Source organism: Spirosoma pomorum (genome assembly GCF_054776615.1).
In genome coordinates this window covers 75,821-94,501 of the sequence record NZ_BAAHBP010000027.1, presented here as the reverse complement: position 1 = coordinate 94,501, position 18,681 = coordinate 75,821, and the positions used below count along the sequence as shown (strand labels likewise).

Below are 18,681 nucleotides of genomic sequence, written 5' to 3'. Positions count from 1 at the left end.
CGGTGACGTACAAAGCCTGTCCACTATCGGACAGGCTTTGTACGTCACCGGACATTTAACAAACTGATTATCAAACTAATATAAACATGGCACGCGCTTAGCTGAGATAGAATCAAAGACTACTTCCATGAAACTGCTCCTCTCGCTTCTCTTACTTGGTACATCGCTGGTAGCCACCGCCCAGAATTCAACGTATTCAACCACCCACTCGCAAATCAACGACGACGATAAAACTCTATCCATTCAGGTTGACGGGCAACGTAACGGCCAGCCGATTAAATACAACCGCACATTCAACGTAGCGAGCCTGAGTAAGACGCAGCGGGAAGCCCTCAAAAATCGGGTTCTGGATTCCCTGGGGTTGGGTGACGCACCACCAAAACCACCGATTCCTCTCGTAGCAGCGACAGCGACAAATCAGACAAAAGTGACGTTCCTTTGCCCAACCTGTTCGGGCAAGACTAAGCTAGCTATCAATGGTGATGATTATTCGCTGGAGCGGGAGCTAACGATCAAAAAAGACAAGGCCGGTTTTCCGTTCGTCGTGGACATCAAACCCGGTAAGTATCTCTACACGTACTGGCAGAATGGTGTCGAGCAGATGCAGCTTCCCTTTACGGTGAAAGCAGGCGAGCCGAACGAAGTAATCGTAAAATAAACCCCTCCGGGAAGTACCCATAAAAGTGGCACTTGCTGCTTATACCGAATCCACCTGCTTATGTTCCGCAACTACCTCAAAATCGCCTTTCGAACGCTTCGGAAAAACCGGACGCATACGGCGATCAATCTCGTCGGTCTGTCGGTCGCGTTCGGCACCTGCATCCTGCTGTTTCTGACCGCTACGTTCGAACTCTCGTACGACCGCTTTCACGCAGACGCCGACCAGATTTACCGGCTCAATTTTCTGGATACCAAACGCGATGGTACGCCTGACCCGAGTGGCGTTATGCCGTACCCGATTTCGCCCGCGCTCCGGGCCGAATTTCCGGAGATTGAAGGCGTGACCCGCTGGTTCGATCAGAGTTCCAGCGTTCGCTGGCAGGATAAAACGTTCGGCGAGGATGTCCGGCGAGTGGACGCTGATTTTCTGACGATGTTTTCCTTCCCGATGATCCAGGGCAGGGCCAGCACCGCCATGCAGGGTATCGACAACATCGTTATCAGCGAAAAAATGGCAAAAGCCGTCTTTGGCTCGCTGAATCCAATGGGACAAACGCTGCAACTACGACTCGGTGATCAATGGCGGCCATTTACCGTGACCGGCGTCTTGGGTAACGCCCCCGAAAATTCATCGCTCCAGTTCGACGCCCTTATCTCCAGCCAGAATCAGGACGATTACCAGGCTTATAAAGACAAGTGGGATCATGGCAGCCATAGTGTATTCGTCAAACTAAAAGCCGGTGTCACACCTGCCGTCCTCCAGAATCGGATGCAGGCCTTTATGAACAAATATTTCGCCGGCGACATAGCGGAACGAACGAAGCAGGGGTATCCCAAAAACGAACTGGGCTTTCAGCGTAGCTTACTCTTACAACCACTGACCGATGTGCACTTCGACACGGTTACCACACACGGTAACGGCACCAGTCGGGTCTACATCTATAGTCTACTGGCCGTGGGGTTGTTCATTCTGATTATTGCCTGCATCAACTTCGTTAACCTGACCATCGCCCAGTCCATCACGCGGGCGCGGGAAGTGGGCGTCCGGAAGTCGCTGGGTGCGCAACGCAGTCAGTTGTTCGGGCAAATCTGGGGCGAAACCGTACTACTCTCCGGCACAGCCCTGTTGCTTGGTCTGAGTATGGCCTACATTCTACTACCGGCCTTCAACAAGTTATTTCGTAGCAACCTGTCGATCCAAAATTTCCTCACGCCCAACGTATTGCTGGTGACGGGGTTGAGCTTTCTGCTCATCACCTTGTTAGCCGGGGGTTATCCGTCCTGGTTTGTCACCCGGTTCAGCGCCGTCGAAGTGCTCAAAGGCAAAGTGAAGATCAGCAAGCCGGGGGTGTTGCGCAATACCCTGATCATCACGCAGTTTGCCATTGCCTGTCTGCTTATCGTCTGCACGCTTATTATGCGGCAGCAGGTAACCTACCTACAACAGAGGCCCATGGGGCTCAACAAAGAGCAGGTCATCAGCGTGCCCGTTGATGGCGACCGTAACGGAAGTACGTTTCTACGACAGATGCGCGAGCGGCTGACCAATCAGCCCAACATCGTGGCCGTGACCGGTTCAGGAGTCAATATCGGCCGGGGCATGGACGGCAGTTCATCCCGGACGATGTACGGCTTCAATTACAACAAGCGAGAAATTAACTGCGACTGGCTACGTGTCGATTTCGACTACCTGAAAACGCTGGGCATCAAACTAACGACGGGACGCGATTTTTCGTCCAGCTACAGCACCGATTCAACCTCCTCCATTCTGGTCTCGGAAAGCCTGGCGAAGCGACTGGGCGAAGCCAACCCCATTGGCAAATACATCGAGCCGGATTCGGGCAGGAAATATCAGATTGTCGGCGTCTTTGCTGACTTCAATCTGTATTCGTTGCACAAAAAAGCCGAGCCGATTGCCCTGCAAATGCTACCCGAGAATTCAATCGGCTATGTGCTGGTCCGGGTGAATCCGCAGAATCTGACGGGTGCGATGGAAACGGTGAAAGCCGCCTGGAAAGAGATTGATCCGAAACACGAATTCATCGGATCGTTCGTCGACGAAAACGTCGAGCGCTGGTACAAAAAAGAGCAGCGACTGGCCACGATTTTCTCGTCGGCGGCTGGCGTCGCTATTTTACTATCGTGCATGGGACTGTTTGCCGTCGCGCTCATCAGCATCGAGCAGCGGACCAAGGAGATTGGCGTGCGCAAGGTGCTGGGCGCATCGGTAGCGAGTATCGTCGCTCTGCTGGCGGGTGATTTCCTGAAACTGGTCCTGGTCGCGATTGTCGTGGCGTCGCCCCTGGCCTGGTACGCGATGAATCAGTGGCTTTCTGATTTCGCTTATCGCATCGATATGCCGTGGTGGGTGTTCATTCTGTCGGGGCTACTGGCCGTGCTGATCGCCTTCGTCACCATCTCCTTCCGCAGCGTCAAAGCCGCCCTGATGAACCCGGTCAAATCTTTACGTTCCGAATAACCCGCACGGGGTTCAGGGTGTAGGAATATCCTAGCCCTGAACCCCATACCTTTCCCCTCACAACTATGCTCTCGAACTACCTGAAGATCGCCTGGCGGAATCTGTGGAGAAGCAAAGTGTTCTCCGGCATTAACGTGATTGGCCTGGCGGCAGGATTGGCCTCCTGCCTGCTGTTGTTTATGTATATTACTCATGAACTGAGTTATGATGACTTCCAGCAGAAAGCCAACCGCCTTGTGCGCGTTACGATGGAATACAGCGTTGACGGCCGGGCTGCGAAAGTCCCCGTTACGGGCACGAAAGTAGCGCCGGAGTTTACACGGCAGTTTACCGAGGTAGAAACGGGCATCCGGATGCTGAGTCGCGACGGTATAGTGGCGACGGGTGCGCAAGCCTATGATGAGAAGCGGGTCGTCTTTGCCGATTCATCCTTCTTTACCATGTTTTCGTTTCCATTGCAGGTCGGCAATCCGAAGATGGCCCTGGCGGGTCCAAATCAGGCCGTACTGTCTGCGACCAAAGCGGCCACTTATTTTGGCACCGATAACCCCATCGGCAAATCACTCCGCATAAATACCGGCGGCAGCTTTCGCGATTACCTCGTAACAGGCGTGGTAGCCGACTGCCCGTCGAATTCACAGATAAAGTATGATCTGCTCCTCTCCTTTTCGACGCTACCCGCTGCCAAACAGGAGGAATGGTATTCAGCCAACTACGCGACGTATTTGCTATTGCGTTCGCCCGATGCCATCCATTCGTTACAAGCCCGGATTCCCGGGTTTATGAAAGCGCAGTTCCCACCCGAAGAAACGAGGCCCGGCAACTACCTGACGTACAATCTGGAGCCGTTACGCTGGGTTCACCTGCACTCGGACGTGGCTGGCAACTTTGAGCCGAACGGTAATCTGACCTATATCTACATTTTTGGGGCAATCGCTTGTCTGATTCTGCTGATTGCCTGCGTCAACTACGTCAACCTGGCAACCGCCCGAGCCGTAGAGCGAGCCCAGGAAGTAGGCGTCCGAAAGGTGATGGGCGCGGGCGGAAATCAGTTATTCAGGCAGTTCATGGGCGAGTCGGCCCTGGTCACAGCAATTGCACTGCTTGGTGCACTGCTGTTGGCGGTACTAGTCCTGCCCCTGTTTAATACGCTCACGAATCAGCAGTTTTCACCGACGGTGTGGCTTAAGCCGACTAACCTGTTACTGCTTTCGGGCATTGGTCTGACGGTAAGTCTGATTGCCGGTAGTTATCCGGCATTGGTGCTGGCCCGCTTCCAGCCCATCCGGGTGCTGAAAGGTCAGTTGAAGACCAACGGTACCGGGCGGCTTCGCCAATCGCTGATCGTTTTTCAGTTCTCCATCACCATTTTTTTGCTCATCAGCACCCTGCTGATTCGAAATCAGCTCCGGTTTATCCAGCAAAAAAACGTCGGCTACGCCAAAGAACAAGTGCTACTGCTACCGGTCGATAAGCAGGTGAACGACAATATACAGGCGATAAAAAGTGAGTTTCGGCAGAATGCAGCCGTAGAACGCGTGTCGCTGGCGTCCGACTCACCGGTATTCGTGGAAGGCGGATACACCATGCGGGAGCCAGCCATGCAAACCGGCCAACGAAAAATGGTAACTGGCCTGACGATCGACGAAGACTACGTTTCGACGTTAGGACTGCGTCTGATTGCCGGCAGTGACCTCAACGCGGCCGATATGGAACGCGTAAGTCGTTCCGATAATGACAGCCTGACCCGGAGTCGATTCATTCTCAATGAATCAGCCGCCCGTGAGTTAGGCTGGACCCCGCAACAGGCCATTGGCAAACGACTCGACATGGACGGGCGCCTTGGTCTGATAAAAGGCGTCGTCAGCGATTTTCACTTTGCGTCCATGAAGCAGAAGATCGGCCCCTTAGTCATGTTTCCGCAGAACGGGGGCGACGTACTGCTGGTAAGGTTGTCGGGCACTCAGCTACCGAATGCGCTCACATTCCTGGAAAGCAAGTGGAAAACGCTCGTTCCGGGCCGTCCGTTCTCGTACCAGTTTATGGACGAAGAATTCAACAAACTGTACAGCGCTGAAACGCGTACGGGTGAGATTTTCAGCGTGTTTGCCTCCCTGTCTATCTTCCTTGCCTTCCTTGGTCTGTTTGGTTTATCAGCCTACATGACGGCGCAACGCACAAAGGAAATTGGCGTTCGGAAAGTATTAGGGGCCAGCGTAGTGAGCATCGTAACCCTCCTGTCGAAAGACTTTTTAAAGCTGGTCCTAGTAGCAATTCTCATTGCCTCGCCGATTGCCTGGTACGCCATGAATCAGTGGTTGCAGGATTTCGCCTACAAGGTCACGATCAAGTGGTGGGTATTCGCCCTGGCGGGCCTGGTAGCTATTAGCGTCGCCTTGCTGACTGTCAGTTTTCAAAGTATCCGGGCGGCCTTGGTGAACCCGGTGAAATCGTTACGTTCCGAATAACCCGCATGGGGTTCAGGGCAGGGGGCATCGGGTTGTCCCAGCCCTGAACCCCATGCTTTTCCCCTCACAACTATGCTCTCGAACTACCTCACAATCGCCTGGCGGAATCTATTAAGGCATAAGGGTTATTCAGCCATTAATATCGGTGGCCTGGCAGTCGGGATGGCCGTGGCGATGCTGATTGGCCTATGGATCTGGGATGAACTCTCGTTCAACAAGTCGTTTGCTAACTACGACCGCATTGCCCAGGTCATGCAGCACCAAACCTTTAACGGGCATATTGGTACGCAAGAGGACATTCCGACTCCACTGGACGCCGAGTTACGCACCAAATACGGTAGTAACTTCAAGCACATAGCCATGGCTACCTCGGAGGGCGACCGGATTCTGGCATCTGGCGAGAAAAAACTCACACGGTCGGGAAACTACATGGGTGCCGAGATGCCCGAAATTTTGTCGCTGACCATGCTGAAAGGCACCCGGCAGGGTCTGGCGAATACGAATTCTATTCTGCTGTCGGCATCGACGGCAAGGGCGCTTTTCGGCGAGACCAATCCGATGGGCAAGCTCATTAACATCGAAGGGAGAGCCGACGTAAAAGTAACGGGTGTATACGAGGACCTACCCTTCAGCACGGAGTTTCGAAACCTTACGTTCATTGCTCCCTGGAACCTGTTTGTGTCGATAAGCCCATGGGTAAAACGGTCGCTAAACAATCATGAATGGGGCGATAATTCATACCAGCTTTTTGTGCAGCTCGCTAACAACGTCGACATGCAAACGGTGAGCGCACGCATCAAAAATGCCAAGCTGAACAACGTACCCGCCGAGGACCGGAAATTCAACTCCACGCTGTTTCTCCACCCGATGAGTGACTGGCGGCTGTACTCGGCCTGGGAAGAAGGTGTACAGACCGGCGGCTATATCCAGTACGTACGGCTGTTCGGGCTGGTGGGAATTTTCGTGCTGCTGCTGGCCTGTATCAATTTTATGAATCTGAGCACGGCCCGTTCCGAAAAAAGGGCTAAAGAGGTTGGTATTCGTAAGGCTGTCGGGTCGGTACGCAGTCAGTTGATAAGTCAGTTTTTCAGTGAGTCGTTTCTGGTTGTCGGTCTGGCATTCGTCGGGGCTATTCTACTGATCCTGATCGTCTTGCCCTGGTTCAATACGATTGCCGACAAGCGCCTTACCTTCCCCTGGACCGTAGGTCCGTTCTGGCTGGTTAGTCTGGGCTTTATCGGCATCACCGGTCTCCTGGCGGGCAGCTATCCGGCGTTCTATCTCTCTTCGTTCCAGCCCATCAAGGTTCTGAAGGGGCTACGGTTCAGAGCGAGCGGCCTGGCGACTTCTCCCCGTAAAGTACTGGTCATCGTTCAGTTTACGGTTTCCCTGACGCTCATTATCGGCACCATTATCGTGTACCGCCAGATTCAGCACACCAAAAACCGGCCGATCGGCTACGACAGCAACGGCGTGGTTATGATGGAGATGCTATCGCCGGCCTTCTACGGGAAATACGACGTACTAAAAACCGAACTAACCAACGCGGGCGCCATCCAGCATATGGCCGAATCGTCCAGTCCGCTGACGGGTATCTCGTCGAACAGCAGTGACTTTAGCTGGCCCGGCAAAGACCCCGCCCTCGACCCGGACTTCTCGAACATCTTCGTGACGCACGATTTCGGCAAAACGGTCGGCTGGCAGGTTAAAGAAGGTCGTGACTTTTCGCGGTCGTTCACTACCGACTCATCAGCTATCATCGTCAACGAAGCGGCCGTAAAATTCATGGGTCTCAAACACCCGATTGGTACGGTTGTCCGGCGCGGGGGCCGGTTCGATCCGACAGTAAAGGATTTTACTATTGTGGGGGTTATCAAAGACGTACTGGCCGAATCGCCGTACGAACCCGTAAAGCAGGGGGTTTACTTTATGGATTATGAGAACGCCAACTGGATTGTATTCAAACTAAATCCCAATCGAAGCGCCAGGAGTTCGTTGGCCGTTATCGAAGCTACGTTCAAAAAACACGTACCATCGGCTCCGTTCGTGTATTCGTTTGCCGATCAGGAGTTTGGTAAGAAGTTTGCGTCGGAGGAGCGCATCGGTGCACTGGCGGGGGGCTTTGCGGTGCTGGCCATTTTCATCTCCTGCCTGGGTCTGTTCGGGTTAGCTTCGTTCACCGCCGAGCAGCGTACCAAAGAGATCGGGGTCCGCAAAGTACTGGGGGCCAGCGTACTGAACCTGTGGGCTCTCCTGTCGAAAGATTTCATTAGGCTGGTACTGATCGCCAGTCTGATCGCCGTACCCATTTCGTACTATTACCTCAGCGGATGGCTAAACGACTACCAGTATCGTACTGAACTGTCCTGGTGGATTTTTGTGGGCGCTGTCCTGGGTACGATCGCTGTCTCGTTGCTGACTGTCTCGTTTCAAAGCATCCGGGCGGCCCTGGTCAATCCCGTCAAATCGTTACGTTCCGAGTAAACCCGACAACCATGCTGATCAACTACCTTAAAATTGCCCTGCGGAGTCTTTGGCGAAACAAGTTGTTTTCAGTAATCAACATCGTTAGCCTGGCGATCAGCATGGCTGTGGGCGTTGGGATGATCGTTGGCTTAAAGGCCAATTTCGACACTGATCATTTTCACCCGCATTTTGACCGTACCTACCGCGTCCTGACCACAGCGACAAACGCCGACGGGAAGTCGCGCTGGGCGACCGTTCCGCCACCGCTGTCGAGCGCCATCCGTTCGATGCAGCGGGTTGAGCAAACTGTTGAGGTTCGTCGCGGCAACCCCGTTCGTGTAAAGACAGACAAGGGCGATATCACCGTGAACACGACGTTCACCGAGCCGTCTTTCTTCCAGGTATTCGGTTTTGCGCTAGTGACCGGCAACGCTCGGCAGGCTCTGACATCGCCCACTGCCGTGTTACTGAGTCAGCGTACAGCCCGGCAACTATTTGGCGACGAGAGCCCGCTGGGGCAATCCATCCAGTTTGACGGATTAGGTTGGTTTACCGTGGCGGGTGTTATTCAGCAACCTCCTTTACGTACACACTTACCCGTTGAAGCCGTTTTTTCCTTGCAGACCGCACAGAGCCTGGAAAAAGCAGGACGTCTTCCGACACTGTCCACCGACTGGCGACAGTACCAGACAACCAGCCTGTACGCCTTACTGCGGTCTTCCGACGACATCGCTCCGTTCAACGACGCCTTAAATCAGTTGGGCCGCTCGTTCCAGCGCGACGGACAGAAACTTCAGCTGAGCTTCACCGCTCAAACACTGGAATCGATTACTCCCTGGGACCCGGCCATTCGTAACGATATGCACGCGGGGGTTAATTGGTCGGGGATTCGGTCTTCGCTGTTCCTAATCGCGGCCCTTACGGTATTGGCCGCTTTCAATTACGTCAGCCTGTCGCTGGCCCGATCGCTTACCCGAGCCCGTGAAGTTGGTATTCGCAAAGCCAACGGGGCGCTCCGCTGGCAACTCTTCAGTCAGTTCCTGGTCGAGTCTTCACTGATTGCCCTCTTTTCGCTTGGTCTGGGATTATTTCTCTGGTATACGGTTGTTCAGTCCGGCTGGCTTCCTCAGGCTGAAGACATCAACACCGTGTCTATTCAGTATTCGGTTGGCTGGCTAGTGCTGTACGCCGTTCTGACAGGCCTGGTCGCGGGAGCCATTCCGGCGACTTTACTGACCAGATTTCAACCGGTCCAGGTTCTGCGAAACTTGCAGACAATTCGCTTGTTTCAGGGCGTGGGAATTTACCGGGTGCTCATCGTTATTCAGTTTGCCGTAACGACCATGCTGATGGTTTTTCTGGTCGTGCTCCGCGACGCTGGTACGCAAACGGAGGATCAACTCAGCGGTGGTTTACCAACCAACGTTGTTCTACTGTCGCTAAGAGGAGAGGCAGCGGACCGGCTCAAACCTCAGCTCGAGCAACTGGCGCAGGTGACCCAGGTTACCGCCACGGATCAGGTGGCCATCTACTCGGGATCAGGCTTCTGCTCACTAAAAGTCGCGAATGAACCGGTCCGGCAAGTAACCAGCCGGTCGATTGATACGCAATACGTACCAGTTTTTGGCTTGACCTTACGCGCTGGTCAGAATCTTCCTGGCGGTTCATCCACTGGCTCCAGTCAGTACGTACTGGTCAACGAGGCTCTGGCCCGCCAGCTACCCGGCCACTCACCCGAGAAGGCCATTGGTCAACGTATTCGCATCGATTCAACGGATCGGCTGATTACCGGGGTTCTCATCGAGCCAGCCGGGCAGGTGGCAGCGTCCCCGCCGACCGTGTATCAGCACCGGATCGATCGCGCTACGATCCTGGCCGCCCGGACGCAGCCCGGTAGCGAAGCCGCTGTACTTGCGGCTGTTCAGCGACTATGGAAACAGCGGGTTCCTGACCGCCTACCCGAAGTTTACGTGTACGACGAGAAGGTTCATCACGACTTTGCACAAGGGTTTCGAACACTCAATTTGTTTTTTGGCTTCTTCTGCGGCCTTGTCATGCTGATTGCCTGTCTGGGTATCCTGGGACTTTCGGCTTACATAGTCGAGGTGAGAACGCGGGAAATTGGGGTACGACGGGTCGTTGGTGCCAGCGATGGCACAATCATATGGACTCTTTCCAAAACCTTCGTTAAACTCTTGCTTTGGGCTGGCTTGCTGGGCTTACCGGCGGGCTGGTTCTGCGGTACGCTCCTTCAGCAACGAATGCCGACACCGGTCAATGTCGGCCCCATTAATCTGCTGCTTGGCTTCGGGCTAGTGGCCCTGGTGGGCATCTTAACGATTCTGTCGCAAACCTATCAAGCAACGCGCGTCAAACCGGCCGACGTACTACGTTCGGAATAGAAATCTGTCCATTAAGTCTTGTCTTCTACAAGTTCTTTTGCTTATGCTGCGCAGCTTTTTCACTACGGCTTTTCGGAATCTCTGGAAACACAAGCTGTTTTCGTTTATCAATGTGTTCGGGCTGGCGTCGGGTATGCTGGTATGCTTACTGGCAATGATCGACATAAAAGGCGCTTTTGACTACGATTCTTTCCACCCGCACCCCGACCGAACGTACCGCATTCTGACTGACGTAACGACAACGGATCAGGACGAACAACCCTACGCTACGTCGCCCATGCCGCTCACCGATGCGCTGAAAACGCAGTACTCATTTGTGCAGGCAGCTACGCGAGTGCTCCGAAACTACGGCGAATTTACGGCCAACCGGAAGCAATTACCCATTTCGTACAGCGCCGTCGACCCCGACTTCTTCCGGTTGTTCGGGTTTAAGCTAGCCAGTGGCCAACCCGCCATTTCCCCCCAAACGGTGGTACTGACCTCGCAAACAGCCGAACGCTTCTTCGGAACGGCCAACCCCATTGGGAAACGGGTTGACCATCCGCAACTGGGCGCGCTGCTCATATCGGGCGTGCTGGCCGAGCCACCCACCAAGACACATCTGCGTTTCGATATGCTGGTGTCGCTGGCTACACTCACCGGCCCCGACTGGGCGCGCTCCCGAACCAACTGGAAAACCTATACGCAGGGGTATACCTACGTCATGTTGAAACCTGGTACGCCCGTTGAAACGCTGAATGGTGCGTTATCAACCCTGTCGGCCCGCGTTACGAAAGGGGTTCGATTCACGCAGGAGAAAGGGTATGCGTTCCGTAGCCAATCCCTGGCGCAACTCACACCCGCCCGCGAGGAACTGATTTTTGGTACGTACGAGCCACCCATCGGCAAGCTGCTGACGGAGATGGGCGTGGGTCTGCTGACGCTGCTGCTAGCCGCGTTCAATTACATCAACCTGACGCTGGCCCGTTCGCTGAGCCGCGCCCGCGAGGTGGGCATCCGCAAAGTATCGGGGGCGTTGCGCTGGCAGCTGATTGGGCAGTTTATGGCGGAGTCGGCGTTTCTGTCGCTGCTGGGGCTGGCCCTGGCCTACGGGATGCTGCAAGTGGTAAAACCCATGCCCTTTGTGCAGGAATGGCTGATCGGCGGGGTTCAATGGGAGCAGGATATCCGGGTGTGGCTGGTTTTCATCCTGTTCAGTGTGGTGACGGGACTGCTGGCGGGACTGTTGCCAGCACGGGTTCTGTCGGGTTTTCAGCCCGCGCAGGTGCTGCGGAGTCAGACGGGACTTCGGGTGTTTCGGGGAATCTCCCTGCGGAAGTCGCTGATTGTCGTCCAGTTCACCATTTCACTAATTGCCATGATTGCCTTGCTCGGTCTGGCCCGTCAACAGCAATATATGGCTACAGCCGACTACGGCTTTCAGCGCAGCAATGTACTGACGATTCCTCTAAACGGGGTGCCCGCCAACCGGTTGACTAACGCCCTGAATCAGTTGGTTGGTGTAGCGGACGTAACGGCTACGGCTGCCCGGTTCGGTGATCACGGGGGCAATTTACGAATGGTTTACCGGCAACGAACCGGGGGGGATTCGGCTGCGGCCGACGTCTTCGCTACCGATGCGCATCTGCTCTCCACCGTTGGCCTGACGTTGCTAGCTGGGCAGAACATACCCCCCTCGGTGGCGGATTCGGCGTCCCAGTTGGTACTCATCAATGAAGAAGCCGTGCGAACATTCCGGCTGGGCAGCCCCGGCGCGGCCGTTGGGCAAACCCTTTGGCTAAACGACAGCACCGACGTTCAGATCGCCGGGGTTGTAAAAGACTTTTGGTACACAACCCTGGCGATGAAAAGGCAGCCGCTCCTGCTTCGGTATCAACCCGCCGATTTTCGCTACCTGAACGTACACATCTCGGCTGCAAATCCCGAAGGCGTAAAAACGGCCATCGCCCAAATCTGGAAGAAACTAAGTCCGTACGAACCGTTCACAGGTCAGTGGTACGACGACTACCTGCATGACCGGCACAGCCACACCGACGACATCTCGTTTATGGGTCTGCTGCTTGGTCTGGCGCTGTCGATTGCCTGCCTAGGATTGCTGGGCATGGTTACATACACCACGCAGTTACGCACCAAAGAAGTGGGCGTCCGAAAAGTAATGGGTGCCCGCGTCGATCAGATTATCTGGCTGTTGTCGTGGGACTTTCTGAAACTGCTGCTCATTGCTGGGGCCATTGCGTTGCCGGTGGGCTACCTGGCAACGAGCTTTTTCCTAAGGTCGTTTGCTTACCATATTTCGGTGGGCATTGGTATGCTGGCACTGTGCTTCGGCACCCTGTTATTACTGGGCGGATTGACCATCGGCTGGCGCACCTACCGGGCGGCACTGGCCAATCCGACGGATAGCTTACGATCCGAATAGATCCAAACGACCATGTTCAGAAACTATCTCAAAATCGTCTGGCGCACCCTACAAAAGGACAGAACGTTTTCGCTGATCAATATTGGTGGGCTGGCCACTGGTTTGGCGATAGCGCTGCTGATCATCCAGTACGTGCGGTTTGAACTAAGCTACGAGAACACCAATCCCCTGGCCAATCGACTGGTCCGCCTGACCCTGGACTATATGAACGGTAGCACGGTCACGGTTCAGGATACCGAAACGAATCCGCCCCTTGGCCCCAGAGCCAAACAGGAACTGAAGGAGGTCGTCAATTACACCCGTGCGTATCCAGTGGGCGAGTCTACTGTAACCATTCAGATTGGTGATACGTATCACCTCGTGGATAAAGTTTTCGCGGTTGATTCGTCGTTTTTCTCCCTATTCAACTATCCGCTGTTACGCGGAAGTCGCCAGGCCCTGTTTACCCGGCCCCGTCAGGTCGTGCTTACCAAATCTTTGGCGCAGACTTATTTCAATACGCTCGACGTCGTAGGTAAGACCCTGAAAATTGCCCGTTCGAACGGTAGTTTGTTAGTAGAAATTGCGGGCGTCGTACCCGATAGCCCAGCTAATACGCACCTGAAGATTAATATGCTGCTCTCTTACCCAACGATGGTATCGGACTTTGGGGAAACGGAGGATAATTGGGACGGCAACAACACGCTCACCTACGTACAACTGGCCGACAACGCCAGCTACGAGGGCTTCACGCAGTCACTGGCGGCATTGAATGACCGGCTGCATACGGAGAAAAAAATAGTCAACGAGCAGGTTATTGCCCAGCCGGTGAGCGACATTCATCTCTACTCGCACAAAACGTTTGAGTCAGAGCCCAATGGGGAAGCCCGGTCGGTTTACTTCCTGTTGAGCGTAGCTCTGCTGGTGTTGTTCAGCGCGGTGGTCAATTACGTCAACCTGACCACGGCCAAAGCCCTTGACCGGGCTCGGGAAATGGGCCTGCGGAAAGTCGTTGGTTCCACGCAGGGCCAGATACGTACCCAGGTGTTTGCGGAAACCGTCCTGGTCAATGGTATCGCCGGAGCGATGTCGGTTGTACTCGTTGCTCTCCTGGAACCAGTGTTTGTGGAGGTGGCGGGCCTGCCCGACGGCTTTAGCGTATTCGGCGACACGTTTTTCTGGCTCAACGTCGGAGGTTTTATCCTGCTGAGTACGGCGCTATCGGGCTTCTATCCAGCGTTTGTGCTTTCTTCGTTTAAGCCGGTTACTGTGCTGAAAGGTAACTTTACGCACTCGGCAAAAGGGGCAACGCTACGTAAAGCACTCGTCGTTTTTCAGTTTACCATCACGCTTATTTTGCTGGTGCAGACTTTCGCCGTTTACCAGCAGGTCTCCTTTTTACGAAAGCAAAATTTGGGCATCAGTCTTGATCGTACACTAGTGGTGAAAGCCCCCGTAAAAAGCAACGTAAAGAAGGATTACAGTCAGTTTCGACAAACGCTGCTCGATCAGGCGCGGGTACAATCAGTCGCGTTTTCCAGCACCGTACCAGGCCTGAGCCTAACGCAGCTGAGTACAACAACGGGGATCAATCTGGCTGATACGCAGAAGAAAACCGCTTACAATTTTTACCTGACCGAGATTGATACGTCATTCATTGGCCTGATGGGCATCCAGCTGCTGGCGGGACAAAACTTCGATGCGACCACCTTGCCAGCCCTTACGGATACGACGGATCGGCAACTCATCGTCAACGAAGAAGTGCTTCGGCTCTGGGAAATCCCATCCCCTCGCGCAGCTATTGGCCGAAAAGTAAACCTCTGGAATCGGCAGGCAACGATTCGTGGGGTGGTTAGCAATTACCACTACGAATCTCCCAAGGCCCGTTTTATTCCGATTATTCATTTGTATTCGCCCACGTTTGATTCATATGCCAGTGTGAAGTTTGCGGGGGGCGGTGCAACGGACCAACTTGCTACGTTAAGAAAAGCCTACGAAGCTAATTTTCCGCATTCACCGTTCAGCTATTTCTTCATGGATAGCGAATACGACAAGCAGTACAAAACGGACGACCGTTTTCAGCAGGTATTTGGTGCACTAACGGGCTTCGCTATACTGATTTCCTGCTTAGGGCTGTTCGGACTGGCTACGTTTACCGTGTCCAAACGCACAAAGGAAATCGGCATTCGTAAAACGATTGGAGCCAGTACGCTCAACCTGATGGCTTTGCTCTCGACTGATTTCATCAAAACCGTCCTGATCGCTATTCTGATCGGCCTTCCCATCACATACCTGTTGGTCAGAAACTGGCTGACCAATTACGCTACCCGGATCGAACTAAGCTGGTGGCTTTTTGCGGCTCCCGCTCTCCTGATTCTGCTTCTGGTACTGCTCTCGATTGGCAGTAAGACGATTACTACTGCGCTGATGAACCCGGTGAAATCATTACGTTCTGAATAACAGTTCACGACCATGTTCACGAATTATCTCAAAATCGCCTGGCGGAATCTGCTGCGTCATCGCCATTTTACCCTACTCAATATACTGGGTCTGAGCGTAGGCGTGGCGGCTGCGCTGCTGCTATTTATGGCTGTACGCTATGAGTTCAGCTTCGACACGTTTCACCCCGATGGCGACCGCATCTACCGCATCGCTCGCAAGCAGGTCTACAGCAACGGGAACGAAGATTATACCGTCGGTTACCCGCTACCGGTAGCAGCTGCGCTGAAGACTGACATTCCGCAATTCGAGACTGTCGTTCCCATTTTTGCCACGCTCCGCCCGCAGGTAACGGTACTGGGCCGAACGCCCGCCATCCGGAACAATGCCGCTAAATTTCTGGAAGAGCGGGAAGGCTTTCTGGCCGGACCGGAGTTCTTTCAGTTGTTCAATTTCCCCTGGCGCATCGGAACGCCCGCGTCACTGGCCCGCCCCAACGTAGTCGCACTCACCGAGAGCTACGCCCGTAAGTATTTCGGTAGCTCAAAGCAGGCAATGGGACAATACCTACGGATTAATAACCGCTTCACCATGGAGGTGGTGGGTGTACTGGCCGACCTTCCCAAAAACACCAGCTTCCCGCTGAATTTAGTGATCTCCTACGAAACCAAGCGTCATGACTTTACAGGCGCATTTGGCATGACCTCGTTTGACGACTGGGGCAGTTCCAGCAGCAACGACCAGCTTTTTGTCCGTCTGTCCCGCGATGTTTCAATGGCCCAGGCCGATGCCCTGCTGGCTACCTTCTCCCGCCGACACTACGATAGGCTCAACAGCAGCGATAAAAAAACGCATTTCCTCAACCCGCTGGCAGAGCTGCATCACGACGCCCGTTTTGATGGGTTCGCGCCCAACACCGTACCTGTGCCGCGGCAACGGCTGTGGAACATGGTAGCCGTCGGTGCGCTGATTTTACTAATGGCCTGCATCAATTTCATTAATATTTCGTCGGCACTGGCCACGAAACGAGCAAAAGAGGTCGGCGTACGGAAGGTACTGGGTAGCCACAAAAGCCAGTTGGTTACACAGTTTCTGGTCGAAACGGTCCTGATGGTCGTAGCCGCTATTGGCATCGGCGTGGCACTGGCTTACACGGCGCTCCCGTTGCTGGGGTCGTTGTTCGGCCTGCCTACCGATTCTAATCTGTATTTTGGTCCTGAGCTGGCACTGGGTTTACTGGCGCTGCTGGTAGTGCTTACTGCGCTGGCTGGTTTATATCCGGCGTTGGTCCTATCGTCGTTTTCACCATTGGTAGCGTTCCGCAACCGGGTCGTTTCAGGTTGGGGACGAGGGTTGTCGCTGCGGCAGGGGCTGATTGTAGTGCAGTTCACCGCTGCGCTTGTACTGCTCATCGGGACTGTTATCAACCTGCAACAGATGAATTTCCTGAGTCGGATGGACCTCGGCTTTGCGAAAGATGGCATTTTCTACTTCAAAATGGACCGCGAATACGGTAACCGCAACCCGATCCTGCGGAACGAACTGCTGCGAATACCGGGGGTAAGCAACGTTACGTTCTTCTCCGATTTGCCCTCGTCCGATGTCAGGTTTCAGAGCAGTTTTGCCTTCTCCGATATGGCCAAAGACGAGGACTTCCCGGTCTCGATAAAAATGGTCGACGGCGATTATATCAAGACCTACGGCATTCAGTTGGTGGCTGGTACTTCCTACCCCACGAACGACACGATCACGAAGTTTCTGGTCAACGAAACGCTGCTTAAAAAACTGAACGTCCGCAACCCGGCCTCCGTCATCGGGCGCAGACTGCGGGTAGGCCAGGAGCGCTCCGCTGAGATTGTCGGCGTGGTGAAGGACTTCCAAACCAATTCAGCCCGCGACGGGGGTGTACAACCACTGGTATTACTTCCTGATCGGAATTTCTTCTACGGGGGCAGCGTCAAGCTACGCTCGCCTAACCTGGTCCGGACCGTTGAGCAAATCAAAGCCACGTATGCCCGCACCTTTCCCGAAGTAGCTTTCTGGGGTAAGTTCTACAACGATGAGCTCAATACATACTACATCACTGAACAGCAGATGGGTTTGCTATACCGCGTTTTTGCCGGACTCATCCTGTTCATCGCCTGTCTGGGTTTGTTTGGACTAGCCGCTTTCTCGGCGGAAGCGCGGACCAAAGAAATTGGCGTCCGGAAAGTACTGGGCGCCAGTGTATCCAGTATCGTTACGTTGCTTTCCAAGGACTTCCTCAAGCTGGTCTTTATCGCCATTGTCATTGCCTCCCCTATTGCCTGGTACATCACGAATCGCTGGTTGCAGGACTTTGCCTACCGCATTGCTATCAGTTGGTGGGTGTTCGCCCTGGCCGGACTACTGGCGGTAGGCATCGCCCTGTTGACGGTCGGTCTGCAAAGCATCCGGGCGGCTCTGGTCAATCCCGTCAAATCGTTACGTTCCGAATAAATCCAGTACGACGATGCTACCACCAATTGTTCGATTACTGCTTTGCAGCTTGTTTTTTCTCCACGGTTTGTCCGCGTTCGCGCAGGTGACACAAGCGGTTACGTTGCCGCAAACGGAGGTACGCATGATTCAGTCAAAAACGCTCAATAATGAAACCTACCAACTACTGGTACATTTCCCGGATGACTACGATCCAACAAAACGGTACGACGTATTATACGTCCTCGACGGGATCGATGGTTTCCCCATGGCGATCAGTTGCCTGGGTATCCTGCACGGCGAATGCGACAAAAACTATCGGGAGCCGCTACTGATAGGCATTTCCGACGGAACGCTCATTGGCAAACCCGGCAATAAACGCAGTCGGGACTTTACTCCAACCGCCTTCAAAACCAGTTGGGGCGGTGGCGGTGATGGCGGAGGCCCCGCGTTTCTGACCTTCATCGAAAAGGAAGTAATTCCGCTGGTTGAGAAAACGTATCCGGTGACGGCAAACCGTGCTATCTACGGCTATTCGTACGGTGGTCTGTTTACGTCTTATGCGCTACTAACCCGGCCCGATCTGTTTCGGACGATATTAATCGGTAGCCCCTCCTTGTTTGCCGACGATGCGGTGATCTTACGCCGATTCGAACCAGACTACGCAAAAACGCACAAAGACCTACCACTCTCGGTCTGGCTATCGGTGGGGCAAAACGACGAGTATCTGGTGGAAGACGTGCAGAAACTGACCGACGTATTAAAAAGTCGGCAGTATCCATCGCTACGGCTCCAGTCTACGATCATCAAAGACGGCAATCACCTGACCGGCATTCAGCCGACCATGTTACAGGCGTTCAAGTGGGCGTACTGTACTACCGTTTCGCCGAAAAAATAAACTGCTTACGCCTT

Annotated in this window: 9 protein-coding genes; all 9 read left to right on the top strand. The window is 54.1% G+C overall.

The features are described from left to right. Positions 1-127 precede the first annotated feature (127 nt). The 9 genes from ACYVAD_RS15845 to ACYVAD_RS15805 all read left to right on the top strand — a co-directional run bounded on the left by ACYVAD_RS15845 (position 128) and on the right by ACYVAD_RS15805 (position 18,667). The gene (locus ACYVAD_RS15845) at positions 128-658 is read left to right on the top strand and encodes a hypothetical protein (protein ID WP_461140488.1); all 531 of its coding nucleotides are present in this window, start codon (positions 128-130) and stop codon (positions 656-658) included. 60 nt (positions 659-718) lie between these two features. Continuing rightward, a complete protein-coding gene (locus ACYVAD_RS15840; protein ID WP_461140487.1) occupies positions 719-3,139 on the top strand; it encodes an ABC transporter permease in 2,421 nt (806 codons plus the stop codon). A gap of 65 nt (positions 3,140-3,204) precedes the next feature. Beyond that, positions 3,205-5,607, top strand: coding sequence for an ABC transporter permease (locus tag ACYVAD_RS15835; protein WP_461140486.1), 2,403 nt, complete (start codon positions 3,205-3,207; stop codon positions 5,605-5,607). Positions 5,608-5,679: 72 nt separating this feature from the next. After that, the gene (locus ACYVAD_RS15830) at positions 5,680-8,091 is read left to right on the top strand and encodes an ABC transporter permease (RefSeq protein WP_461140485.1); all 2,412 of its coding nucleotides are present in this window, start codon (positions 5,680-5,682) and stop codon (positions 8,089-8,091) included. An 11-nt stretch (positions 8,092-8,102) separates the two neighbouring features. Then, positions 8,103-10,475: an ABC transporter permease gene (locus ACYVAD_RS15825; RefSeq protein WP_461140484.1), complete on the top strand. Its 2,373-nt coding sequence runs from the start codon at positions 8,103-8,105 to the stop codon at positions 10,473-10,475. Positions 10,476-10,518: 43 nt separating this feature from the next. Continuing rightward, entirely contained in the window at positions 10,519-12,894 is a 2,376-nt protein-coding gene (locus ACYVAD_RS15820; RefSeq protein WP_461140483.1) for an ABC transporter permease, read from the top strand. A gap of 12 nt (positions 12,895-12,906) precedes the next feature. Continuing rightward, the gene (locus tag ACYVAD_RS15815; protein WP_461140482.1) at positions 12,907-15,333 is read left to right on the top strand and encodes an FtsX-like permease family protein; all 2,427 of its coding nucleotides are present in this window, start codon (positions 12,907-12,909) and stop codon (positions 15,331-15,333) included. A gap of 12 nt (positions 15,334-15,345) precedes the next feature. Beyond that, positions 15,346-17,790 (top strand): ABC transporter permease, encoded by a 2,445-nt coding sequence (locus ACYVAD_RS15810; protein ID WP_461140481.1) that lies wholly within the window; start codon positions 15,346-15,348, stop codon positions 17,788-17,790. Positions 17,791-17,803: 13 nt separating this feature from the next. Further along, positions 17,804-18,667, top strand: a complete 864-nt coding sequence (locus ACYVAD_RS15805; RefSeq protein WP_461140480.1) for an alpha/beta hydrolase — start codon at positions 17,804-17,806, stop codon at positions 18,665-18,667. Positions 18,668-18,681 lie beyond the last annotated feature (14 nt).